Origin of the sequence: Myxococcus stipitatus DSM 14675 (genome assembly GCF_000331735.1) — a bacterium.
GTDB lineage: Bacteria > Myxococcota > Myxococcia > Myxococcales > Myxococcaceae > Myxococcus > Myxococcus stipitatus.
Window position 1 is genome coordinate 792,990 of record NC_020126.1, and the last position, 22,343, is coordinate 815,332.

Here is a 22,343-nt window from a genome sequence, read left to right on the forward strand (position 1 = left end):
GCTCACTTGTCCAGGCTCGCCACACCGTCGAAGTCCGGCGGTGGCGCCTTGGCGTACTTGTGGCAACGCTCCAGCAAGGCCTGCGTGGGCCCGTCCTCCGGAGCGTCCGTCTTGAGTGCTTCCAACCTCGACGCGGCCTCGTCGAACCGGGCCTCGCGATAGAGCGCCAGCGCCGCGTGATATCGCTCCACCGTGGCCCGCTTCCCCGCGTCCAATCCCCCCTTGAGCGCGAGCAGCTCGTACACGGTGACGGCCTCCGTCTTCCCGGCCACCCGCACGCGGTCCAGCTCACGCACCTCGATGTGCTCGCGCGCCAGTTCGTACGTGCGCGGGCCAATCATGATGACGGAGCCATACGCCTTGTTCGCGCCCTCCAGCCGCGCGGCCAGGTTCATCCCGTCGCCGATGGCCGTGTAGCTGAAGAGCTGCTCACTGCCGAAGTTGCCCACGAAGTTCACCGCGGAGTTGACGCCGATGCGCGTGTACACGTCCGGCAGCCCCTTGACGCGGAACTCCTCGCGCAGCTTGTCCACCTCGGCCTTGGCCGCCAGCGCGCCTCGGCACGCGCGCACCGCGTGGTCGTCCTGGCGCATGGGCGCGCCGAACAAACACACCACGGCGTCGCCGATGTACTTGTCCAGGCATCCGCCTTCCTTCAGCAGCGCGCCGCTCACTCGCGTCAGATACGTATTGAGGATGCGCACCAGGCTGCGCGGGTCCTCCTTGAAGCGCTCGCTGAAGGTGGAGAAGCCGCGGATGTCGCTGAAGAAGGCGCTGATTTCGACGTTCTCTCCGTCGAGCCGAGGCAGCTTCCGCTCGGAAATCATCTGCTCCACGAGCTTGGGCTCCATGAAGCGGCTGAACGCGGTGCGCACGAACTCCGTCTCGCGGTTGGCCACCAGGTGGTTGAAGGCCACCGCCGTGACGCTGGCCACCAGGCCCGCCATGGCGGGCAGCGCCGTCAACACATGGGTCCCCGAGGAGAGGAAGCGCCCCGTCACCAGGTACATGCCCAGGAGCAGCGCCACGGGCCAGGCGATCTCCAGTGGCAGCCAGCGCGTCGTCATCAGGAGCACGACGGAGATGAACGCCACCACCAGCGTGAGCGACACGTCCACCACCAGCGGCGTCCGCGTGATGAAGCGCCCCGAGCCCAGCAGCGTGTCCAGCACCGCGGCCTGCTTCATGACGCCGGGGACCTCCGCGCGGAAGGACGTGGCCTTGATGTCGCCCAGCCCCAGCGCGGTGCCGCCGATGACCACCACCTTGCCTCGGAGGGCCTCGGAGGGGAGCCCCGAGGGCTGCCCGTTCTCCCGTCGCACCCACCCGTCGAGCACCTCCAGCAGCGGCAACGTGTGGAAGCGCTCGTGCAGCTCACCGCCGCCATAGTCGATGGCCGCGCCACCATCCGCGTCCACCGCGTACGTCCGAGTGCCCACGCGCAGCTTCCCGCGGGAGAGCGTCACCTCGCTGGCGCCATACAGGCCCGCCATCACCCGCAGCGGCAGCGTCGGGTACGTGTTGATGCCATCCGTGTACGCGAAGCGCGTGCGCCGCATGAAGCCGTCGGGGTCCGTCTCCGTGTCCACCAGCCCGAAGCCATCCACCGCGCCCACCAGCACGGGGATGGGCGGAACGGGGCGGCGGCGCACGTGGGCCGGGTCCTCGGAGGCGGGCGCGGAGGTCTCTCCCTCGAAGTCCGGGCCCTCCAGCATCGGGGGCGTCACGCCTCGCGTCTGGATGGGGAAGGCGAGCGCATGCGCGACCTGCTCGGGTGTGACGGACGCGACGGCCTTGTCCTCGGGGGCCTCGGCGAACTCGCCGCTCGCGTCCGAGGGGAAGGTCTCCTCACCGGGGCTGGAGGGCAGCGCCTCCTGGGGCAGCGCGTCCTGCGCGGAGGCCACGGGGGCGGCGGGGGGCGCGGGAGGGGGCGCGAGCGCGGAGGCGGGCTGCGCGGCGAAGTCCACCCGCGGCAGGGGCTGCGCGTTGGCGTTGGTGGAGACGCCCAGGAAGAAGGGGACACGTGTGTCGCGCAGCACCTCCGCCAGGGCCAGGTCGGTGGACTCGTCGGACGAGCGCTCGTCCATCACCGCGTCGAAGACGACGGCGCGCGCACCCTCCGCTTCCAGCTGCTCCACCACGCGGGCCCACAGGTTGCGGCTGTAGGGCCAGCTGCCGAAGTTGAGCGTGTAGCGCTCATTGGCGCGGATGCCGTCCAGGCTCGACTGGTCGATGACCACCACCGAGACGTTCGGCGACAGGCCCCGTCCATCGGTGAAGCGGTTGAGGGCCTGGTCATAGGCGCCGCGCTCCAAGTCATGGAGCCACCCGCCCGACCAGGCCAGCGTCGCCAGCGCGGTGGACAGCACCGCCACGCCGAGCATCAGCAGCCCGTGTTCACGCCAGCGCAGCCGGATGATCTTCCAGGTGTCCCCTGCCACGGCCCCTCATGCGGAATGCGTGGGTCGCCACACTAGCGCAGCCACCGTGGCGCGAGGCATCTCCCCGGCCGGATGGATGCCCACGGCGCCCTGCATACCCTGAAGTGACGCTCGGGTGTCACACCCGGGCGGCGAGCGGCGGGCTGCTCGCCTGGCCACGGACGTGGAGCGCCCCGTCTTATTCTCCGGGCCCTGGGAATGTTCCAGGGCTGGGACGACGGGACGCTAGAAGGCCGAGCCCGGCTCCTGGAGGAAACGTGCTTCCTCGGGAGTCGATGTACGCCCCAGCGCGGTGTTGCGGTGCGGGAAGCGTCCGAAGCGCTCGATGACGACCAGGTGCCTGCGCGCCCAGTCGAGCGACGCATCGCTGCCGGAGTGGTGCATCGTCAGCAGCTCGAAGAGGGAGACCGACAGCCGCTGGTCGTGGAGCTCCTCGCTGTGCTCGAAGGGGAGGTACATGAACCAGCGCCACACGGAGGGCAGCGCCAGGTCCTGTCCCCGCGCGAGCGCGTGACGCGCCACGGAGCGCGCGCGTGCATCCGTGGCGAAGGCGCGCTGGCTCCCTCGGAAGAGGTTGCGAGGCACCTGGTCCAACAGGAGTATCAGCGCCAGGCTGCTTCGCGGCTCATCGCGCCAGTCGCACAGCTCGCCGGCCGCCGCGCGCTCGTGAAGGTCCATGAACCGGTGCTGGCACTCCGCATCGAACGCCGGGTCTCGCTCGAACCACACGGCGCGAGGCCGGATACAGGCGGGGTTGCGAACCGGGTCCGCGGGTTGGCCAAACCAGAAGTCGAGAACTCCCTCCGCACTCTCCATGTCTTCCTCCCCAGGGTCTCGATAGAGCGAGCAACCGTCAACAGTCAACGGGGTGGACGGCGATGCGAGCCGTCACCACCTTGCAGCGAACATTGGCGCACCGCGCGACCTGGAGAGCACCATGAATACCCCGTGGGAGCCGTCGACTCACCGGGGGTTGGGGCCCGTGAAACGGACGGCCCTCAATCCCACACTGCGCACCGAGGCCGTGGTCGCACTGGGCGCCTTCAGCGCGCTCACCGCGGGCACGGCGTGGCTCGGCGCCCATCAGAGCCACGCGAATCCCCGGTGGTATCGGCGGCTGCGCAAGCCGCCCTTCCAGCCGCCGCCCCGTGTCTTCGGGCCTGTCTGGACGGCGCTGTATACACTCGTGGCCCTCTCCGGCTGGCGCGTGTGGACCGCGCCCGCGGGAGCCGCGCGCTCGCGAGCGCTGGGCTGGTGGGGCGTGCAGCTGGGGTTGAACGCCGCCTGGTCCTGGCTCTTCTTCGGCAAGCAGCGGCCGCGCGGGGCCCTGGTGGACAACGTGGCCCTGCTGGGCAGCATCGGCGCGTATGTCGCCGCGACGCGCGAGGTGGACCGGCCCGCGGCGTGGCTGGTGGCGCCGTACCTGGCCTGGGTGGGCTTCGCCAATGTCCTGAATGGCGAAGTCGTTCGTCGCAATCCTCGCGCGGCGCACTGACGTCTTGTTTCAGTTGCGCAGCTTCGAGGGCTGCTGCGGGTTGAGGGCCAGCATGACCGCGATGTAGCGCGCCTGACTCTCGGTGCTGCAACGGACCTCTTGAATCCGCCCGCCCAGCTTCACGCGGACGAGCCACCCGTCATTGTCACGAGTCCAGGCTGGAGTCTCCGTCATCATGTGTTTGTTCCTCTTGGTTTCGGCCTCGAGGCGTGGAGAGAGCAGCCGTCGTGCCAGCGCCTGGAGCGTACGAATCCAGGCGGAAAAGACCGTCGGATGCGAGGTGCTGGACAGCCGTGGCTGTAGTTCTTGCGGAATGCGGGGTGACGGAGATTCAGTGGAGGCGACGCTCGGGCTGGCCTGCGGGCGGGTGTGTCGCCGAGGTGCCGAGCAGGGGGAGCGCCACGTGGAAGGTGGACCCTTGGCCCACCTCGCTCTCCACCCAGATCCTGCCGCCGTGGTGCTCGACGATGTCTCGGCTGATGTACAGGCCCAGGCCCAGGCCGCCATACGAGCGCGAGGAGACATTGCGGGCTCGGAAGTATCGCTCGAACAACAGCTTCTGCTGGTCCTCGGGAATGCCGATGCCCGAGTCGGAGACTGATAACAACGCCATCTCTCCGCGTATCTGCAACGTCACGCGGATGAGGCCGCCATCCGGGCTGTATTTGAGCGCGTTCTCCACGAGATTGGAGATGACCTGCTCCAGCCGGTACGGGTCGGCGAAAACCTGCACGGCCTGCTCGGGGTGTTCGAAGCGCAGCTCGTGGATGCCGCGCTGGGCCTCCATCGCCTGGAGGACGTGCTCCACCAGGCTGTCCATCCGCGTGGGCTGGGGGTGAAGCATGAGGCGGCCGGCCTCGATGCGGGAGGCGTCCAGCAGGTCGTTGATGAGCCCCGTCATGCGCAGGAGGTGCTGACGCGCGTGGCGCAGCGTGGTCGGGTCCACGTGCTCGCCTCGCTCCAGCTTCCGCTCGAGCGTCGCCAGCCGGAGGCTCAGCGGCGTGAGCGGAGTCTTCAATTCATGGGAGGCGATGGACAGGAAGTCGTCGCGCACGCGGATGGCTTCCTGGGCCTCGCGATACAGCCGCTCGCGCTCCTCCTCGGCGAGCTTGCGCTGGGTGACGTCCTCCACCAGCGCGCCCACGCCCAGCAGGTGTCCGTCGGGGGTGCGCACGGGGTAGCAGCTCCCGGTGAGCAGGCGGCGAGGGCCGGGAAAGCCCACGGCCTCGGTGTCCACCTCGCGCTCCACCACGGGGGCGCCGGAGTCCATGGCCTCGTGCAGCATGGCCTCCGTGGCGGGGCCTCCTCGGCCGAGCAACTCGAGGGGACTCTTGCCGACATGGGCCTCGGCGGGGATTCCGTTGATGCGGGCCAGGCGCTCGTTGACGCGCACGTAGCGCAGGTTCGTGTCGAGGAAGCCCAGGCCCACGGGAGCGCTGTCGAAGAGGATTCTCAGCAGGGCCAGGCTCTCGTCGCGTTGGCGCTCGGCGTGGCGGCGCTCGGAGATGTCCTCGACGATGCCCACGCCTCCCTCGACCTCGCCCGCGTCGTTGTAGCAAGGCGCGAAGCGCACGTGGACGGGGGTCACCTTGTGGCCGGTGACGGAGCTGTAGTCGCCCTCGAAGTGGGCGCTCCGTCCGGCGAGGGTCTCGCGCACGCAGTGCATCATCCGCTCGTCGCGAAGGGTCAGGAGGTTCAGCCCCACCAGCACCCGCTTGGGGGAGCCGATGAGCGTGACGAAGAGCTCGTTGCACGCGGTGATGACCGGCGTGGTGTCGTAGTGGAAGATGCCCAGCGGGGCGTTCTCGACGACGAGCCGGTAGAGGTCGTCTCCGCTGCTGTGGGTCTCGACGAGTCGGGCGGTGTCCTGGGGGCGGGGTTGCTCCAGGGGCTCGCGCAGCGTGTCGATGACTTCGTGGAGGCGGCGCAGGCTGAGGATGATGCGCTCCTGGTCGCCCTGGCCGGAGGCGCCCACGGTGAGCTCCACGAGAATCTCCACGCCGTCGCGGCGATGGGCGAGCACGCGCGTGGGGCGACCTCCGAGGGCCTCTCTTCGCGAGAGCAGGTAGCGCACGAGGCTCTGGTCGCCGTGTTGGTGCGGGCGTTGAGGGAAGAGGCGGGAGACGGGCTGGCCTTGGAGGTCCTCGCGCTTCCAGTCGAGCAGGCGCTCGGCGGCACGGTTGAGGAAGGAGATGTGCTCGTTGCTGTCGCAGGCGACCAAGGGGTCGACGGCGGCGTCCAGCCAGGCACTGACCTCCTCGTTGGCTCCGGCCATGTTCTCCCTGGGGCGGTCGTGAGGGCGCTGCCTCCTGCGTGAAGGATGTCCACGAGGGAGAACGGGCGCGTCCGTCCACGTTCCCTCGCGGTCGCATGCCCGGAGCGCCTGGATGAGGAGGAGGGAGGGGGACGAGGGCGCGTCGTGCTGACAGGCCCTCGGGCGAGGGCCAGGTTCCGTCCGTCACGAGGTGCGCCCGAGGCGAGGTGTCGCGGCGCACCTTCCGCACCTTCCGCGCCTCACCGCGCGGGCGGGACTGCGCGTCGGCCAGCGAGGGGCGCGGCAGTGCGTCGCGAGGCGCACACCCTGCCTCACGGCCTGCGCCCGCTCACGCGACGGTGGGCCGCCCCCGCGCAACAGGCCGAGGGGGAGAGCCGCGACGACTACCGACGCGGCTTGCCCGCCTTCTTGCGGGCCACGGGCGCCTTCTTGCCAGCGGCCTTCGCTCGACGGGCTCCACCACTCGCGGGCTTCTCGGGCGCGCGCGGCGGCGCCATCACCTCGAGGCGCTCTCGCATGGCGCGCGTCATCTCCTTCAACGCGTCCACCTCTTCCCGTAACGCCGCCAGCTCACGGGCCTGGGGTTCTCCCTCGCGCAGCGAGCGCACCGTCTCCCTGGCGGCCCGTCGGGCCCGTGCGTCGCTCAGCGGCGTGCCCTCCAATGCGCCGATGATGCGCCGGTCCCCGAGCGTCCGCGCCGCCTCGAACACGCCCATCTGGACCCGGAACATCGGGTCTCGGAGCAGCTCCGACAGCAGGTCCACCGCCTCGCGCTGCCGGCCCGCCACCTCCGCCAGCTTCGCCACCGCCTGCGTCGCCGCGCGGCGCAGGAACGGCGGCTGCCCATAGGCCGTGCGCGCCTCCACCAGCGCGAAGGCCGCGGGGTCCTGCGACTCGGCGAGCCCGTCCATCGCCCCCACCGCGATGACGTCCTGGAACGACGAGCGCGTGGCGGTGGTCTCCAGCACCGTCAGCGCATCCGAGGCCCGCAGCTTGCCGTAGCTCCGCGCGGCCTCCGCTTCAACGAAGTAGCTGGTGTCTCCCGACTGCAACAGCGAGCGCAGGAGCGCGATGACCTCCGCGTCCCGACGGAACTCTCCCAGCGCGGCGACCACCGCACGGCGGACCCTCGGGTGCTCCGCCCTCAAGGACGCGAGCAGCCGCGTGCGTGCCTCGGGCGTGCGGATGCGGCCCAGTGCCCTGGCGCTCGCGGCCCGCGTGCCCCAGAACAGGCGCGCATCGCCCAGCGCCGCCCCTAACGCCTCCACGGCGCGGAAGCCCCCATCCCGCCCCAGCGCGTGCGCGGCCTCCGTGCGAGCACGTGACTCCGGCGCGGAGCGCAGCTCCTCCATCCAGAGCCCCACGGACTTGTCCACGTCCAGGGTGCCCAGCACATCGCGCCTCGGGTCCACGCGCACCTGCGTGGGCGCGGTGGGGCAGGGCAGGTGGAAGAAGTGCTCCGCGTCCGTCACCTCCAGCCGGTGGAGCACGTCGCGCCCCTCCGTGTGGACGACGACATCCAGCGGCAGGCGGAACACGGGCGTGCCCGCGTCCGTGCGCTGCACCTGTCTCACCTTGAGGCGCAGCCGCGCCTCCTCCGGCTCGTAGCGCACCTCCACCTTGAGCTCGGGGTGGCCCGGCGCGAAGACGTACTGGTCGAAGAAGCCATCCAGGTTGTGGCCCGTCGCCTGCTCGAAGGCCCGCGCCAGGTCCACCGTCTCCACCGAGCCATGGCGGTGGCGCGACACGTAGTGCCGCAGGCCCCGGAAGAAGAGCTCATCCCCCAGCCGCCGGCGCAGCTCATGGAGAACGAGCCCGCCCTTCTCGTAGAGGTGCCGGTCGAAGACATCCAGCGGCGCGTGGAACCGGCGCGAGACGATGGCGCGCGCATAGCGCTCCTTCACCTCCGACAGGTACGCCTCCAGGTCGGTGAGCCGATGCTGGTCCGCCTCGTCCACGCCGTCGGCGCGCTCCTTCCACAGCACCTCGAACCACGTGGCGAAGCCCTCGTTGAGCCAGCCGTGCGGCCAGTCGCGGCAGGTGAGCAGGTCGCCGAACCACTGGTGCGCCAGCTCATGCGAGATGAGCGGCTCCGCGTTGTAGTCGGCGTGCGCGCGCGCGTCGTGGAGGACGGAGTCGGTGAGGCTGGTGGCCGTCGTGTTCTCCATCCCCCCGAAGATGAACTCGGTGAGGAACACCTGCGCGTAGCCGCTCCACGGGAAGGGCTCTCCGGTGGCCTCCTGGAACACGCGCACCATCTCCGGGGTGCGGCGGATGCAGCGCAGCGCGTCCTCGCGGCGCCCCCGAGGAAACAGGTAGCGCAGCGGGACGGTGCCCACCGTGTCCGTCAGCTCCTCGAAGTCACCCACCGCGAGCGTGATGAGATAGGGCGAGTGGGGCTGCTCCATCCGGTAGTGCTGCGTGCGGCGGCCGTCCTGGACGGTGTCCGTCACGAGCACGCCGTTGGACAGCGCCGTCAGCCCCTGGGGGAAGGTGGCGATGAGCTCGGACGTGGCCTTCTGCGCGGGCGTGTCCAGACAGGGGAACCAGCAGCGCGCGTCCGTGTCCTGGTTCTGCGTCCAGGCCTGGCGAGGACGCTCCGGGTACGCGGCCTCGGGTCCCCAGAAGTACAGGCCCCGGCGAGGACGGGCCGCGTAGTGGAGGGAGACCTCCACGGCGGTGCCGGGGGTGAGCGGCTGGGGCAGCTCCACGCGCACGTGTGCACCGGAGTTGGAGAACCGCGCGGGGCGGCCCTCCACGGTGACGCTGGACACATCCAGGTCCACCGCGTCGAAGCTCAGGGTGGACACCCCGCGGACCGCGGAGACGCGCGTCGTACAGACGCCGGTGATGCGGCCCTGGTCGAAGTCGAGCGACAGCTCGATGCGGACGTGCTCGGCGCGGATGGGCCGCTCGGCGGCGTAGTGCTCGGTGGCGCCGGGGAGGCTGAAGGCACGGGACTGAGGGAGGGCGGGCTCGGAGGCGTGACGGTGGCAGCAGCGCATAAGCAAGGACGACTCTTTCTCAAGCGGGAGCCAGCGTCGAGGCTGTGTTTCGTCACACTGTCTCACCCTGCACCCTCGTCGCGTGCCGTGAGGAGGCCCTGTCTGGACGGGGCACTTCGGACTACGTTGTCCACCGTGCAGTTCGTCCTCTACTTTTCAGACAGGCAGGTGCGCGAGCAGCTCTTCGCCCACGTGGACGGGACGCGAGGGTTGTTGCTGGTGACCGGGGTGCGTCATGGCCCGGCCATGCGCTCCCCGGAGGCGCGCGAGCCCTTCGCCACGCTGGAGTTCCTCCACGGCCGCGTGCTGACGCAGGTGCTCGTGGCCGACGAGGGCACCCCGGACGGCATGTGGAGGGACCCGCTGGGTGACCTGGCCGACCGGCTCCATCCCGACAGCCGGGATGACGCCTACGCCGTCACGAACGGCTACCTGCTGCTGGAGGACGGCCGCCCGCGCGCCGTGGTGCGCAAGCACGGCCTGCCGGCCGATGACCTGTGGTTCCTGGAGGATGCGCTCAGCCAGTGCTCTCCCCGCATCCCCGCGCCGGACCCCGCGAGGCGGCCCGGCAGGAAGCGTCCGGAGCCCGCGCCTCGTGCCCCCCGTCGCCCCGCGAGCAGCCGCGCCCGGGTCGAGCAGGAGTGGCGCGCTCGGGACACCCCGGACCCGGAGACCACGCCGCCCCGAGGCAGCCGTCCGCACGTGCCCGAGCGGAAGGACGCCTGGGCGCTGCTGGGGCTGGAGCGGGACATGACGCTGGATGAGGCGCGCAAGGTGTTCCGCACCCTCATCGCCGGCTATCACCCGGACAAGGTGGCGCACCTGGCGCCGGAGTTCCGCGAGCTGGCGGAGCGCCGCACGCGCGAAATCCTGGAGGCGTGGGAAGAGGTGGAGGGAGCGCTCAAGCCCCGCGCGTGAGCGCCGGACTCAGCCCGCCGAGGGAGCCGCGTCCAGCGCGAACCGCGCGACGATGGGCGTGTGGTCCGACAGGCCGTGGAAGCGGCTCTTGAGGTCTCCGAAGGGATGCGTCTCCTGCGTGTCGAGCCAGCGCACGCCCGCGCCGGAGAACATGTGGTCCAGGTGCATGCGCATGTGCATGAAGCCCGCGGTGGGGAAGCCTCGCGACACGGTCGGGTCGATCTGCCCCACCGCGGCCTGCGCGCACGTCAGCCGCGCGTCGCCCGTGAGGTAGCGGAACACGGGCGAGGACGGCGGCGAGTTGAAGTCCCCGCACACGACGAAGGGCTCGCTGTTCGAGTGCGCGCTCATGAAGTCCGTCAGCTTGCGCGCCTCGTGGAGCTGGTTGACGCCGCAGCCCATCTTGTCCTTGGTGGACCAGAACTCCCGGGCGAAGGGCGTGGGCAGGCTCAGGTGCGTGTTGAAGACGTGGAAGGCGCGCCCGTCCTCGCGGCGCAACAGGCGCATGTGCGCGCAGATGCGGCTCTGCTTGCGGTCCTTCAGCCGCAGCACGTGGTGGTGGGTGATGGACTGGGGCGCGTCCACGTTGTGCTTGTCCACCTGGAGCGTGCGCTTGTTGACGAGCACCGCCAGGCCCGTGGTGTAGAGCGACACGTCGCCCAGCTTGTAGTGGTGCGCGCGGAAGTAGAACGCCTCGTAGGGCATGTCGCGCGACTGGGCGGAGAACGTCTCGTCCATGCGGCCCATGAAGGCCATGAGCTGCGTCTCGCCGGGGCGCTTGGGGCGGTCGGCGATGGTGCTGCGCAGCGACGTCGTCTCCACCTCCTGCAGGCACACGATGTCCGGCAAGGGGTCCAGTGCCGCCAGGGCCGCGGCCACGCGGCGCTTGGGGCCCATGGTGCTGGCCAGCCCCCGGAGCATGTGGCCGAAGTAGCGGACGTTGTACGTGACGATTCGCAACGAAGGGTCGGGCATACGAGGTCCGTGCCCGCGGGCAGGCGGGCACAGGTGGAAGCTACTCACCTCCCGCCGCGCGCGCCCCTCATTCCGTGAGGAGGGGCCTCCGCCGGACAGTCCGTCTCCCCGGGCGCCCGTGTTCCCCCGCTGGCCGCGCCGTGCTTTGCTCCCCGGCTCGGGATGAAGGCGTCCGCCGCCCCCGTCGGAGGGCCAGCGGGCGTGCCAGCGCGCGAAGGGCCGGCGAGGAGCGAGGGGCATCCCCCCAGAGGAGGAACGGCGATGCCGGGTGACGTGAGGAGAAGGGGTTTGCCGCTGGTGCTGCTCCTGGCGGCCTGCGGCGGGTTCGAGCAGGAGGCGTACGACGTGGTGCTGGACGAGGCCGAGGCCCTGGCCGTCCCCTACTCGTGCACGGACAAGACGGGCGAGAAGGACGTGACGACGACGGGCACGGGAGGCCCCTCCGGGTTGGCCCACCACCAGCGCTGGACGGTGCGCGCCGACGAGTTCGGGGCGACCCTCCTGGAGATGCCCGACGTCGTCTTCAAGAACCACCTGGGCACCGACATCGACTTCGACGTGGGGGACGTGGGGCTCGACGTGCTGGAGGGGACGACCTCCACGGAGGGGCCGTTCCAGTACATCAACATCCGCGCCATTCCCTTGGAGGTGGGCACGGGCGTCACCACGTACACGCTGCGCATCTCCATCGACAACGCGTCGCTGGAGGACGACGCCATCCACGGCACCCTCGCCCTGCGCGGCATCAGGGCCGCGGGGCTGGGCTCCGACGCAGAGGAGCAGGAGGTCTGCACCTCCACGCTGCGCTTCACGGGGACCCGCGTGAAGTAGTCGCGGGGCTCGTGCTGTGTCACCGCACGCGCTTCACGCGCACCACGGTGTCCATCAGGTGCTCCAGGGCCTTCTGGGGCTCCTGGCTCAGCCCCGAGTGCACCGGCCCCGTCTGGAGGATGGTGCTGCGTGGGGCCACCAGCCAGTGCCAGCGGTCCTTCTGGGGCAGCTGGCCGATGGGGCCCGTGCCCTTGCCGCCCTCGCTGACGCGGCGGAAGCTCTCCAGGTGGTCCCTCACCGTGTCCAGGTCCGTGTCGGGGGCCAGGGCCTTCAGGCGCGCTTCGTCCAGCTCCACGCGCACGCCCAGGAAGCGCTGCGTGGTGCAGAAGAGGACGACGCCCACGTTGATGAACTCCTCGCGCTCCACGCGGGGCACCACGCGGATGATGGCGTAGTCAAACGAGCTGTGCGCGGGCACGGGCCGCCTCCTCGATGAAGGCCGGCAGGGCCTGGACGCGCTTGAGCAACCACGTGACGTAGGCGGCGCGGTGCGCGTCCACGGTGGGGAAGGGGGACTCGGCCGCGCTGAGCCAGCCCTCCGGGAGGCCCTGCACCGTGGCCTCCACCACCTCGCGCGTGAGCTTGCCGCGCAGCGTGGCCTCGGCCTGCGTCAGCTGGCTGGCCCACGGCAGCAGCACGTGGTCCTTGATGGGCGCGAAGCGGCCCTGGCTGCGCTCCTCCCAGTCCACCCACGCGTGGTGGAAGTAGAGCGACGCCCCATGGTCGATGAGCCACAGCTCCCGGTGCCAGCACAGGAGGTTGGGGTTCTTCGGCGTGCGGTCCACGTTGGTGATGAAGGCGTCGAACGCGACGATGGCGGAGGCCTCCGCGGCCGACGGCGCCGGCCCGGCCACGGGGTCGAACGTCACCGAGCCCGGCAGGTAGTCCAAGGCCAGGTTGAGCCCCTCGCTCGCCTTGATGAGGCCGCGAATCTCGCTGTCCGGCTCGTTGCGCCCCAGCGCCGGGTCCAGCTCCATCAGCACCATCTCCGGCACCCTCAGGCCCGCCGCCCGCGCCAGCTCCGCCGCGATGTACTCCGCGATGAGGGCCTTGGCCCCCTGGCCCGCCCCCCGGAACTTCACGACATACAGCCCCGCGTCCTCCGCCTCGACGATGGCGGGCAGTGAACCCCCCTCGCGCAGGGGCGTCACGTAACGCGTGGCGACAATGGTCCTTGGCATTCGTTGGCTCCCGCGCCGCGCTCTAGCACGGGCCGGTAGTTTTGGGATTTCACCCGCAGTAGAAAATACAGCCCGCGAGAAACTGTGCGTGACGGGGTGCGACAATGGGTGACAGGCCGTTGAATCCGTCCCCCACGGAGCCCCATCCATGACTGTCCACCGCAAGCCGCTGTCGCTCCCGACGTCCACTCCTCGCACCGGCGAGGCCGCCCGTTCCGAGTCGACCGCGCCTTCACGGGGAGTGGCTCGGCCCGGCAAGGGGGGCACGGACGGCTTCGACTCCGGGAAGCTGATGGGCCGGCCCTCCAACTTCGTCGACCGCCCCACGGGCCAGCGGCCGGACCCGAGCGCTCCGGTGCTGCCGGCCACGGCCTTCGCCTTCGGCGGCAACAAGGTGGCGGTGGGCTCGCGGGAGGCCTCCACGCCCGTGACGCTGACGGCGTCCGCCACGCCGAACGCGGCGGTGAAGGACCTGCAGACGCTCACGTCCACGGTGAGCTTCGACAAGGACGTGCCGCTGGAGTCGCTGAAGCTGAACCTGGACCTGGCGCACTCGTACCGGGGCGACCTGGTGGTGAAGCTCACCAGCCCGTCCGGCAAGACGGCGACGGTGTCGGACCGCCAGGGGGGGAACGCGGACGACGTGAAGGGCGCGTTCGACCTGAGCACCGCCTTCAAGGGCGAGTCGGCCAAGGGCACCTGGACGCTGTCGGTGGAGGACAAGGCGCGCGCGGACACGGGCACGCTGAAGAGCTGGGGCCTGGAGGCGTCCGGCAAGGCGCAGGGCCCGGTGGACCCCAAGCCGCGTCCCTCCGGCCCGCCCGTTGTCGCGGTGTTCGATGGCGGTGTGGACTTCAAGCACTCGGACCTGTCCACCGGCATGTGGACCAACCCGAACGAGGTCGCCGGCGACGGGAAGGACAACGACGGCAATGGCGTGGTGGATGACATCCACGGCTACAACGTGGGCTTCAACAGCGGCGACGTGATGAAGGGCGAGGGCACGGACCACGGCACGCATGTCGCCGGCATCATCGCCGCGGACGACAACGGCAAGGGCAACACGGGCATCGCCGCGGGCAAGGCGAAGGTGATGAGCATCGGCGGGCTGTACGACGGGGCCGACCTGCTCACCAACTTCGAGCGGGGCGTGGACTACATCGTCAACATGAAGCAGAACCACGGCGTCAACGTCCGGGCCCTCAACGCCAGCTTCGGCGACGAGTACCGCGACGCGGCCTCGCAGGCGCGCTGGAAGGCCGCCGTGCAGAAGCTGGCGGACGCGGACATCCTGCTCGTGGCGGCCACGGCCAACGGCAACGGCAGCAACCTGAACGACGTGGCGGACATGCCCGCCAACATCGACCTGCCCAACGTCATCACCGTGGCGTCCATGGACAAGCGCAACGACAAGCTGGCGCGCTTCTCCTCACACGGCGACAAGGTGGTGGAGCTGGCCGCGGTGGGCGAGGACGTGCTCTCCACCGTGCCGGGCGGCGACTGGGAGAAGATGAGCGGCACCTCCATGGCCACCCCGACGGTGGCGGGCGCCGCGGCCCTGATGTTCGCCGCGAACCCCGACCTGACGGCCGCCCAGGTGAGGGACTTGCTGGTGAAGACGGTGGAAGTGGACCCCGACCTCAAGGGGAAGGTCAGCACCAGTGGCAAGCTGGACATCGCCGCCGCGGTGAAGGCCGCGAAGGAGACTGTCACCACGCCTCCCACTTCCGTCGCCGGGCGCTAGGCACCCCGCCCGCCCCCTGGCCCGCCTTCGAGCTCCTCCGGGGGCGCGAGGGCCCTGGTCAGGGGGCTTTTTCGGGGCCGATTGAATTGTGCGCAACCCAATCGCGCCCCGCGCATTATTCAGGGCGAAGGCTGGTTGTTCCCCATCCCGAAGGTCTCGAAGGAGAGAAGCCATGGCCCCCGTCACGATTTCGCCCCTGTACACCGCCCACGCCACCGCCCATGGAGGCCGCAACGGCGAAGTGAAGTCCTCGGATGGCGTCATCGACCTGAAGCTGTCGATGCCCAAGGAGCTGGGAGGCGCGGCGGCGGCCGGGGCCACCAACCCCGAGCAGCTCTTCGCCGCGGGGTACTCCGCCTGCTTCGAGGGCGCGCTGCGCCTGGTGGCGGGCAAGGCCGGCAAGAAGCTGGGCCCCGACGTGGGCATCGCGGCGTCGGTCACCATCGGCAAGACGCCGGATGGGGGCTTCGGGCTGGCGGTGGAGCTCAAGGGCATCCTCCCCGGCATCCCCCGTCAGGAGGCGGAGGGCCTGATGCACGCGGCCCACGAGGTGTGCCCGTACTCGCGCGCCACGCGCGGCAACATCGACGTGAAGCTCTCTGTCGCGGAGTAGTGCGAAGCGGGCACCGCGCCGCGTGAAACCTTTCGCGGCGTGACGGACGCGATGTGTTCCGGGTGACTCACGGGGTTCCCCGTATCGCCTCTCCGGGGGCTCGCGTGCGAGCGGCACGCGGGTGCGTCGTGGCTCGACGCGCCCACTCGAGGCGCCGGGTGCGGGGTTCACCCACGACGGCTTGCTGGCATGCCCCTTGAAGTAGTTTCCGGCGAAGGGGGGACGTCAGCATGCGTGAGCGACAGCTCATTCCAATGGATATGGCGGGTGCGGAGGTTTCGGGGTCCGTGCGGATGTTGCTCGAGGAGCCGGACATCGAAGAGGTCTTCGGGTGGTGGCGGCCCGAGTCAGGGGGCCGGCCTCCTGGGCGGTGGAGCGCGGCGGAGGGGACGCGGTTGTTCGCGGTGGCGGAGCGCGGGGTGGGCATCATCGGGCTCGCGGCGCTGACGAACATCCGCAGGGAGGAGCAGTACGCCCGGGTGAGCTGCGCCATTCTGGGGGAGCATCGCCAGAATGGTGCAGGGCACTGGTCCATGACGGAGCTCATCCGCCGCGGGGTGCGGTGGGATGGGCTGCGGCGCCTGGAGACGTGTGTGCGCGCGGGCAACGCGTCCTCGCGCTCGCTGCTGGAGTCGCTGGGCTTCCGTCCGCTGGATGTGCCGGGGTTTCCGACGGAGAACGCGCCGAGCGGCAGCTATGTCTATCTCCGGTTGGACCTGCCCGCCGCGACCCCGGGGTACTTTCCGCGCGGGGTGTCGCGGCGGCTGTGCGCCTGACGCGAATCAGAAGCGCTTCACCTCGGTGAGCACCTGACGCGCGTAGCGGGTCATGGTGCCGAAGCGGGCGAGCGACTCGGCGCGGAGGTGCTTCGCCGCGTCGCTCGTGGTGTAGCGGGCGAAGTCCGCTTCGCTCGACAGCTCGAAGTGGCACACGTAGCGAGCCCAGCCATCCGGCGCCCGCTCCGTGTCCTTCCACTTGCGGCAGCCCCGGAAGCCCGGCTCGCGCAGCACCTCGGGCACGTGGGTGGCCTCGTGCCAGTGATTCCACGCGGCCTCCGCGCCGGGCTCCACGTCGATGACGACGACGTAGAGCGCCGTCGTCACGGCAGCCACGAGCCCCAGCCCGTCAGCTTCGAGCCGCCCATCGACTCGCGTTTGCCTTTGGGCGTGACGCGGTAGAGGAAGTCGGAGAGCGTGGAGAAGCGCGCCTCCTGGCTGAGTCCGTCCGCCGACTTGTCCCACGGGTTGGCGAGGAACGTCCGGGTGCCCACCTGCTTGACGCCCTCCGCGCCTTCACGCGAGTCCACCTGGAGCACGGAGAGCTGCTTGGCGCCCGCGGCCAGCGACTCCCGCGTGGGGGGCGCCGCGTTGGGAATGGCCGGAGGCCACTGCTTGGGGTCCAATCCCTCCCAGACGAAGGACAGCAGTACTTCCTCCAGGGGTACACCGCTCGCCTGCGAGAAGTCCTGGCACGGAGGGGCATTCTTGTCACTCGCGGACAAGGTCGTCTCCTGGCGCAGCACGAAGCCTCGCTCCGCGCCCAGGCACGTGCGCAGCACGGACTTCGTGCCGTCGGTCTCTATCTCCCGGTCGAAGTACGTCCCGGGGCCCAGGGGCCACTCCATGCCCGGGGCCTTGCCGCTGCCCCCCGCGCCCTGGCGGAACTCGGTCAGCGTGAGCTGGTAGCTGCCCGCGCCGCCGAAGCCAGACATGGTGGTGCTCGCGTCGAGCAGGCCATTGGTGAGGTACAGCGGCCCCGCGTCCAGCGCATACAGCCGGTTCTCCAGCGGGCCGTCCACGGGGCGATTGTCGCGCAGGTAACGCTTGGCCTCCCAGGTGCGCCCGGCGGCGGTGGGCTGCTCGGTGGTCTGCGTGCCCTCGCGCGGCGCCTCGAGCGTGCGCGAGGTGTCCGTGCGCACGGGCACGGTCAGCTTGTGCGCCAGGCGCGGCAGCTCCAGCGGCTGGCCGGAGTCGCTGGTGAAGGCCAAGGTCAACCACACCCACGGGCCCTCCACCGCGGAGACCTCCACCGACAGCATGCCCGCGGCGGCGGAGGTCTCGGCGTTGCCTCGGCCACCGCCTCGGCTGGCGGAGAACGCGTAGACGACGCGGTCTCCCACGCGCGCGTTCTGCCAGGAGGAGGCGTGGCCCTTCTGCGGCGCGGCGGGCGTGGGGCTCGTGGGAGGCGTGGCCTCGGTGGGGGGCGTGCCCGGGGGCGGCTGCTCCTCGGCCGGGTGGTTCTGCGACACGGGGACCCCATCCGTGGGGCTCACGGCGCGCGGCTTCGTGCTCTCACAACCCGCGCCGAGCAGGAGCGCCGCGCAGACCAGCGTGGACCGCGACAGGAAGGATGCGGTGGGCTTTCGCAGCATCAGGGCGACACCTCGCGAGCGGGGCCTGGACGCGGGATTGCGCGGCCCACGGCGTGGGTAGATACACCGGCCGCTGGGCTGTCCCCAACTTCCTGGAGTTCCATCATTTGAGAGGGACCCGCGTGGCGTCGGCTACTTGATGCATGGCGCGGTGGGCCACTCATTCGAAGGTGACGCCCGTCAGCCTGCGGAGGTGGTTGTAGAGCGCTTGAGGCGAGAGCGTGGGGAGGGCGAAGGCGGAGGCCTGATTCCCCCGGTCATGGAACTGGAGCGCGGCGATGTAGCACTCGGCGAGGCTGTGGAAGTGGTTCTTGACCATGAAGGCCGCGACCACGGCGAAGAAGTGCCAGAAGGTCTGTCCGTCGAGGTGCCCGAAGTAGCGGAAGATGTCGCGCGTCGTGCCAGAGATGCCGCCCATGACGGGCAGGCCCGCGTCGTGGAGTCGGGAGATGACGGGGGCATGCAGGAACGTCTGGAAGCGGGTGTTGCTTGTTTCGGTATCGGCGCGCAGCGGTGGCGGCTTGAACTTGGGGACGGAGGTGAAGCCGGCCAGGGTGTGGCCGTCGAGCGAATCGACGCCGGGCGCCATGCCGTGGGTCTTGGCGCGGTGGGAGACGCCCACCTCGTATTTGAGGTCCGCGAGCGGGAGGAAGCGGAACTTCTCCGGTGGGGTCTTCACATCGCCTTGCCGGTTGCCCTTCGTGCTGATGGGCTTGAGGTCGTCGTCGAAGCTTCCGTCTCCCGTGCACATGGGGCGCAGCAGGAGGCCCAACCCCTCGATGAAGGCGAGGTTCCGGTTGGGCGTCCCGGGGGTGATGAGTTCCCGGAGCGCGGTCAAGGCCGCGTCGTACGTGTCGGACCTGAACTTCTCCTGGGATTGAGCGCGGAACACCATCCTCACGTTCGCGGCGATGTGCGAGGGCATCTCGAGCGCCGAGGGAGCGAGGTGGTCCAGCAGTTCGTCCACCACCGAGCGCAGCGACGCATGCCAGGCGGTTGATTTGTGAACCGCGACCATGAACGCGCTCTCACGGTTGAGGTTCTCCACGACCAGCCCCGTGCTGGTGTATTGGATTGTCTGGTTGAAGCGCTGAGGGCTCAGGCCGTTGTAGATGAGCAGGTGGGAGAAGACGCGCACCTGCTCGACGGGCAGTTCATTCAGCCTCGGGAGCGCTTCGTCGGAGGCGTCGCTCAGCAGGTTGATGAGGTCCAGGAGCAGCAGGTCCTGCCTCGCCGCCTCGGCGTTCATCGTGAGGTTGCCGTCCGAGTCGCTCACGGCGGTGCTGAGGTTCTGGAAGCGGTCCTCGATGCCCGTGGGAACGCCCAGGTGGTCGATGAGCCGCTGGATGTCGCGGCACTCCCCATCGCGTGAGCTGGGGACGTGGTCGCCATTCTCGTCGTAGTACGTCACGAGCCGGCTGCTCATCTGCTGGAACTTCCGGCCGAAGTCGGTGAGGCGCCCGTTGTCGTGGGTCCAGATGCCGAACTGATTGGTGGCCCGGTGGTCGCAGAGCTCGACGTGGAACCGCTGGTTCTTCTTGCCGGCGGTCTTCTTGCCCTCCGCCTTGTAGAAGTCCTTCATGTCCTTGATCTGGGCTTCGGTCCCCGTGCAGGCCAGCAGGTCTTCGAAGTAGGTCGCGGGAATCTCCCACATCCGGATGAGCGCGGTGCGGGAGCCCTGGGTCACGTAGTTGAAGAACCAGCCCAGGCTCCGGTAGGGATTGCCGATGCTGACGTTGCACTTGCCCCCGGCGGGACAGATGAGGATTTGATCCTGGCCCCGCACGTTGTGTACGTAGACGTCCTTGTAGGGTTTCTTTCCTTCGGGAGCCTGTCCGTAGGAGGCGCCGAACACGGCCTGATACACCTTGATGTGTCCTGGTCGGCAGCCGAGCTCCCCGTCCGTTCCCGAGCCGCAGTTCACCATCACGTTCGGGTTGTGCATCTTGTCGTTCTTCTGCCGCTTGAGCGTCTCGGCCGCGTCCGGCGCGGTGGGGTCCGATGGCGCGGAGGACCGGAGCTCCTGCTTCATGGCCTTGTAGCTCGACTGGAGCCGCTCGAGACCGCGGAGCTGGTCCACGTCGAAGCGGCCGGGCTTGCCCCGTGTGCGGTCGACGCTCGCTTGATGGGCCGCGAGCTGTTCCTTGAGCGGCGCCTGACAGACCTCGGCGTACTCGTACATCATCCGACGCATCGTGGCCCCGTGCCGCAGTCGCTCCAGCAGGGCGGAGATGTTGTCGAGCAAGGCCTTGTATTCGCCCTGGCTCGAGTCGGGCAGGGGCGAGTCCAGCCGAATCAGTCCGAGCTTCGCTCCGCGCCGAATCAGTTGCTCGACGTTGCTTTTGACGATCATCTCGAGGAGGACTCCATCCAGGTGTGCCCCGAATCTATCACCCGCGGGTGACGGCGGGCCCGCATGCCATTGCATGACCCCGGGCGGAGCTTGATAGACCTGGGGCGCCCACTTCCCCAGAGGTCCAGCGCCCATGCCCAGTCCCCTGTCCATCCGTCGCGTCGTCCTCTACAAGCACGGCGTCGGCTACTTCGAGCGCAGGGGAGGCGTGGTGGGCAGCAGCCCGCTGCACCTGGACTTCAAGGCGCGCGACATGAACGACGTGCTCAAGTCGCTCACCGTGCTGGACCTGTCGGGTGGCTCGGTGTCGGCGGTGAGCTACGACTCCACGAAGCCGCTGGAGCAGTTGCTCGCGGAGGCCACCATCCGGATTCCCGAGGACGGCAGCCTCACGGCGCTCCTGGGGCAGATCAAGGGCGCGCGCGTGAGGGCCCGCGTGGGCGGAGGCCAGGTGGAGGGCGCCATCATCGGCCTGGAGTCCCTGGCGCTCGCGGCGGGGGAGACCAGCCTGGTGCGGCCCTTCCTGACGCTGCTGGTGGGCGGCTCGCTGCGCACCTTCGACGTGCTGGACATCTCCGAGCTGGAGTTCCTGGACGAGGCGGTGCGCAAGGACTTGGAGTTCTACCTGTCCACGGTGCTGTCCTCGTACAAGAAGGACAGCAAGCGGATGACCATCCTCACCTCCGGGGAGGGGGAGCGGGAGGTCTTCGTCAGCTACGTGCTGGAGTCTCCGGTGTGGAAGACCAGCTACCGCATCCTCCTGGATGAAGGGGAGCCGCCGCTGCTCCAGGGCTGGGCGCTGGTGGACAACACGGGGGACGAGGACTGGGTGGACGTGAGCCTGTCGCTCGTGGCGGGCCTGCCGGTGTCCTTCGTGCACGACCTCTACAATCCCCGCTACATGCAGCGGCCCGTGGTGGAGGTGCGCACGGAGGCCGCCGCGGCGCCGGTGATTCCGCAGGAGAGCTACGAGCGCGAGTCGGCGGTGATGGACGAGATGGCGGACGAGGCGGAGATGCTGGCCCCGCCTCCGCCGCCCGCGCCCATGCGCTCGCAGGGGAAGCTGCGCAAGGAGCTGGCGAGCTCCAGGGGCGGAGGCGGCCCCCGGCTGCGCGAGGTGCTGGCGCAGAGCACGCCCGTGACGACGCTGACGAAGGAGGTGGGCGACCTCTTCGAGTACGGCGTGGACCGCCCGGTGACGGTGCACCGCAACCAGAGCGCGCTGGTGCCCATCCTCCACCGTCCCTTCGAGGGGCGCCGCGTGCTGCTCTACAACCGGGCCACGCGCGAGAAGAACCCCATGGCCTGCATCGAGCTGAAGAACACCACGGGCCTGACGCTGGAGGGCGGGCCGGTGACGGTGACGGAGGACGAGCGCTACGTGGGCGAGGCGATGCTCGACACCATGAAGCCGCAGGACTCGCGCTTCGTCCCGTTCGCGGTGGAGCTGGGCTGCGTCGTCTCGGTGGAGGACAAGACGGACGACGGGCCGGTGTTCCGCGCGGTGGTGAGCCGGGGCCTGCTGGTGACGGAGTTCTTCCACGTCCGGCGCACGAAGTACCTGGTGCGCAACAAGTCCCCGCGCGCCCAGGTCCTCTACGTGGAACACCCGCGCACGGGCTGGGAGCTGGACAAGGACATGCCCGCGCCCGCGGAGACGACGGATGGCTTCTGGCGCTTCAAGCGCGAGCTGGCGGCGGGAGCGCAGGAGGAGCTGGTGGTGGCCGAGCGCACGCGGGGCCAGCGCCAGTACGCCATCAGCAACCTGGGCTCGGACGAGGTGGCCTTCTTCCTGTCGCAGCGCTACGTGGACAAGGCCATGGCGGAGGCGCTGCGCGAGGTGATGGCCCTGCGCGAGAAGGTGGCCGCGCTCACCCGCGAGGAGCAGCAGCTCAACACCGAGCGGGCGCAGCTCTTCAAGGACCAGGAGCGCATCCGCTCCAACATCGAGTCCCTCAAGAGCGGCGCCTCGCAGCGGGAGCTCGTCGAGCGCTTCGTGACGAAGCTCAACGAGCAGGAGGACCGGCTGGAGGTCATCACCCGCGAGCTGGAGCGGATGGCGAAGGAGCGGCAGTCGGCCACGGAGGAGCTCAACCGCCGCGTCCAGTCGCTCAGCGCGGTGACGGACCTCTAGGCCCGCC

Annotated in this window: 18 protein-coding genes; 7 read left to right on the forward strand and 11 right to left on the reverse strand. The window is 69.9% G+C overall.

What is annotated here, in order from left to right:
* Positions 1 to 2: 2 nt before the first annotated feature.
* Both MYSTI_RS03205 and MYSTI_RS03210 read right to left on the reverse strand, forming a co-directional pair.
* Positions 3 to 2,441 (reverse strand): CHASE2 domain-containing protein, encoded by a 2,439-nt coding sequence (locus MYSTI_RS03205; RefSeq protein ID WP_015346257.1) that lies wholly within the window; start codon positions 2,439 to 2,441, stop codon positions 3 to 5.
* Between the two features lie 225 nt (positions 2,442 to 2,666).
* On the reverse strand, positions 2,667 to 3,257 hold the full coding sequence (locus MYSTI_RS03210) for a DUF924 family protein (RefSeq protein ID WP_015346258.1): 591 nt from the start codon (positions 3,255 to 3,257) through the stop codon (positions 2,667 to 2,669).
* A gap of 121 nt (positions 3,258 to 3,378) precedes the next feature.
* Between MYSTI_RS03210 and MYSTI_RS03215 the strand changes: the two genes are divergently transcribed.
* On the forward strand, positions 3,379 to 3,936 hold the full coding sequence (locus tag MYSTI_RS03215) for a TspO/MBR family protein (RefSeq protein WP_015346259.1): 558 nt from the start codon (positions 3,379 to 3,381) through the stop codon (positions 3,934 to 3,936).
* 9 nt (positions 3,937 to 3,945) lie between these two features.
* Here the strand turns inward: MYSTI_RS03215 and MYSTI_RS43620 are convergent, their stop codons facing one another.
* From MYSTI_RS43620 to MYSTI_RS03225, 3 genes are all read right to left on the reverse strand, one after another.
* On the reverse strand, positions 3,946 to 4,113 hold the full coding sequence (locus MYSTI_RS43620; protein WP_015346260.1) for a hypothetical protein: 168 nt from the start codon (positions 4,111 to 4,113) through the stop codon (positions 3,946 to 3,948).
* A 154-nt stretch (positions 4,114 to 4,267) separates the two neighbouring features.
* Positions 4,268 to 6,211 (reverse strand): PAS domain-containing sensor histidine kinase, encoded by a 1,944-nt coding sequence (locus MYSTI_RS03220; protein ID WP_015346261.1) that lies wholly within the window; start codon positions 6,209 to 6,211, stop codon positions 4,268 to 4,270.
* A gap of 383 nt (positions 6,212 to 6,594) precedes the next feature.
* Positions 6,595 to 9,216, reverse strand: coding sequence for a M1 family aminopeptidase (locus MYSTI_RS03225; protein ID WP_015346262.1), 2,622 nt, complete (start codon positions 9,214 to 9,216; stop codon positions 6,595 to 6,597).
* 135 nt (positions 9,217 to 9,351) lie between these two features.
* Between MYSTI_RS03225 and MYSTI_RS03230 the strand changes: the two genes are divergently transcribed.
* Positions 9,352 to 10,134 (forward strand): J domain-containing protein, encoded by a 783-nt coding sequence (locus MYSTI_RS03230; RefSeq protein WP_015346263.1) that lies wholly within the window; start codon positions 9,352 to 9,354, stop codon positions 10,132 to 10,134.
* Positions 10,135 to 10,143: 9 nt separating this feature from the next.
* Here the strand turns inward: MYSTI_RS03230 and MYSTI_RS03235 are convergent, their stop codons facing one another.
* Positions 10,144 to 11,109, reverse strand: coding sequence for an endonuclease/exonuclease/phosphatase family protein (locus MYSTI_RS03235; protein WP_015346264.1), 966 nt, complete (start codon positions 11,107 to 11,109; stop codon positions 10,144 to 10,146).
* A gap of 288 nt (positions 11,110 to 11,397) precedes the next feature.
* Here MYSTI_RS03235 and MYSTI_RS03240 point away from each other — a divergent pair, with 288 nt between their 5' ends.
* Positions 11,398 to 11,940, forward strand: a complete 543-nt coding sequence (locus MYSTI_RS03240; RefSeq protein ID WP_044278570.1) for a hypothetical protein — start codon at positions 11,398 to 11,400, stop codon at positions 11,938 to 11,940.
* Between the two features lie 19 nt (positions 11,941 to 11,959).
* On the opposite strand, the gene MYSTI_RS03245 is transcribed toward MYSTI_RS03240, so the two are convergent.
* Positions 11,960 to 12,358, reverse strand: coding sequence for a DUF3037 domain-containing protein (locus tag MYSTI_RS03245; RefSeq protein ID WP_015346266.1), 399 nt, complete (start codon positions 12,356 to 12,358; stop codon positions 11,960 to 11,962).
* Positions 12,336 to 13,121 (reverse strand): HipA family kinase, encoded by a 786-nt coding sequence (locus tag MYSTI_RS03250; RefSeq protein WP_015346267.1) that lies wholly within the window; start codon positions 13,119 to 13,121, stop codon positions 12,336 to 12,338. Before MYSTI_RS03250 ends, MYSTI_RS03245 begins: the two co-directional genes overlap by 23 nt.
* Positions 13,122 to 13,269: 148 nt before the next feature.
* Between MYSTI_RS03250 and MYSTI_RS03255 the strand changes: the two genes are divergently transcribed.
* From MYSTI_RS03255 to MYSTI_RS03265, 3 genes are all read left to right on the forward strand, one after another.
* The gene (locus MYSTI_RS03255; protein ID WP_015346268.1) at positions 13,270 to 14,865 is read left to right on the forward strand and encodes a S8 family serine peptidase; all 1,596 of its coding nucleotides are present in this window, start codon (positions 13,270 to 13,272) and stop codon (positions 14,863 to 14,865) included.
* 172 nt (positions 14,866 to 15,037) lie between these two features.
* A complete protein-coding gene (locus tag MYSTI_RS03260; protein ID WP_015346269.1) occupies positions 15,038 to 15,478 on the forward strand; it encodes an organic hydroperoxide resistance protein in 441 nt (146 codons plus the stop codon).
* Positions 15,479 to 15,771: 293 nt separating this feature from the next.
* Complete coding sequence (locus MYSTI_RS03265; protein WP_044278575.1) at positions 15,772 to 16,254, forward strand: GNAT family N-acetyltransferase; 483 nt, start codon at positions 15,772 to 15,774, stop codon at positions 16,252 to 16,254.
* A 6-nt stretch (positions 16,255 to 16,260) separates the two neighbouring features.
* Here the strand turns inward: MYSTI_RS03265 and MYSTI_RS03270 are convergent, their stop codons facing one another.
* The 3 genes from MYSTI_RS03270 to MYSTI_RS03280 all read right to left on the reverse strand — a co-directional run bounded on the left by MYSTI_RS03270 (position 16,261) and on the right by MYSTI_RS03280 (position 20,202).
* A complete protein-coding gene (locus MYSTI_RS03270) occupies positions 16,261 to 16,590 on the reverse strand; it encodes a DUF4286 family protein (protein WP_169558604.1) in 330 nt (109 codons plus the stop codon).
* On the reverse strand, positions 16,578 to 17,849 hold the full coding sequence (locus tag MYSTI_RS43625) for a DUF6068 family protein (protein WP_015346272.1): 1,272 nt from the start codon (positions 17,847 to 17,849) through the stop codon (positions 16,578 to 16,580). Before MYSTI_RS43625 ends, MYSTI_RS03270 begins: the two co-directional genes overlap by 13 nt.
* Before the next feature lie 160 nt (positions 17,850 to 18,009).
* On the reverse strand, positions 18,010 to 20,202 hold the full coding sequence (locus tag MYSTI_RS03280; RefSeq protein WP_015346273.1) for a hypothetical protein: 2,193 nt from the start codon (positions 20,200 to 20,202) through the stop codon (positions 18,010 to 18,012).
* Positions 20,203 to 20,335: 133 nt separating this feature from the next.
* On the opposite strand from MYSTI_RS03280, the gene MYSTI_RS03285 reads away from it, so the two are divergent.
* Positions 20,336 to 22,336, forward strand: coding sequence for a hypothetical protein (locus MYSTI_RS03285; protein ID WP_015346274.1), 2,001 nt, complete (start codon positions 20,336 to 20,338; stop codon positions 22,334 to 22,336).
* Positions 22,337 to 22,343: the final 7 nt, after the last annotated feature.

Coding starts and splice junctions, on each gene's coding strand:
- MYSTI_RS03220 (WP_015346261.1), bottom strand. CDS start 6,211: ATGGCCGGAGCCAACGAGGAGGTCAGTGCCTGGCTGGACGCCGCCGTC.
- MYSTI_RS03215 (WP_015346259.1), top strand. CDS start 3,379: ATGAATACCCCGTGGGAGCCGTCGACTCACCGGGGGTTGGGGCCCGTG.
- MYSTI_RS03210 (WP_015346258.1), bottom strand. CDS start 3,257: ATGGAGAGTGCGGAGGGAGTTCTCGACTTCTGGTTTGGCCAACCCGCG.
- MYSTI_RS03260 (WP_015346269.1), top strand. CDS start 15,038: ATGGCCCCCGTCACGATTTCGCCCCTGTACACCGCCCACGCCACCGCC.
- MYSTI_RS03285 (WP_015346274.1), top strand. CDS start 20,336: ATGCCCAGTCCCCTGTCCATCCGTCGCGTCGTCCTCTACAAGCACGGC.
- MYSTI_RS03265 (WP_044278575.1), top strand. CDS start 15,772: ATGTTGCTCGAGGAGCCGGACATCGAAGAGGTCTTCGGGTGGTGGCGG.
- MYSTI_RS03250 (WP_015346267.1), bottom strand. CDS start 13,121: ATGCCAAGGACCATTGTCGCCACGCGTTACGTGACGCCCCTGCGCGAG.
- MYSTI_RS43625 (WP_015346272.1), bottom strand. CDS start 17,849: ATGCTGCGAAAGCCCACCGCATCCTTCCTGTCGCGGTCCACGCTGGTC.
- MYSTI_RS43620 (WP_015346260.1), bottom strand. CDS start 4,113: ATGATGACGGAGACTCCAGCCTGGACTCGTGACAATGACGGGTGGCTC.
- MYSTI_RS03235 (WP_015346264.1), bottom strand. CDS start 11,109: ATGCCCGACCCTTCGTTGCGAATCGTCACGTACAACGTCCGCTACTTC.
- MYSTI_RS03255 (WP_015346268.1), top strand. CDS start 13,270: ATGACTGTCCACCGCAAGCCGCTGTCGCTCCCGACGTCCACTCCTCGC.
- MYSTI_RS03280 (WP_015346273.1), bottom strand. CDS start 20,202: ATGATCGTCAAAAGCAACGTCGAGCAACTGATTCGGCGCGGAGCGAAG.
- MYSTI_RS03225 (WP_015346262.1), bottom strand. CDS start 9,216: ATGCGCTGCTGCCACCGTCACGCCTCCGAGCCCGCCCTCCCTCAGTCC.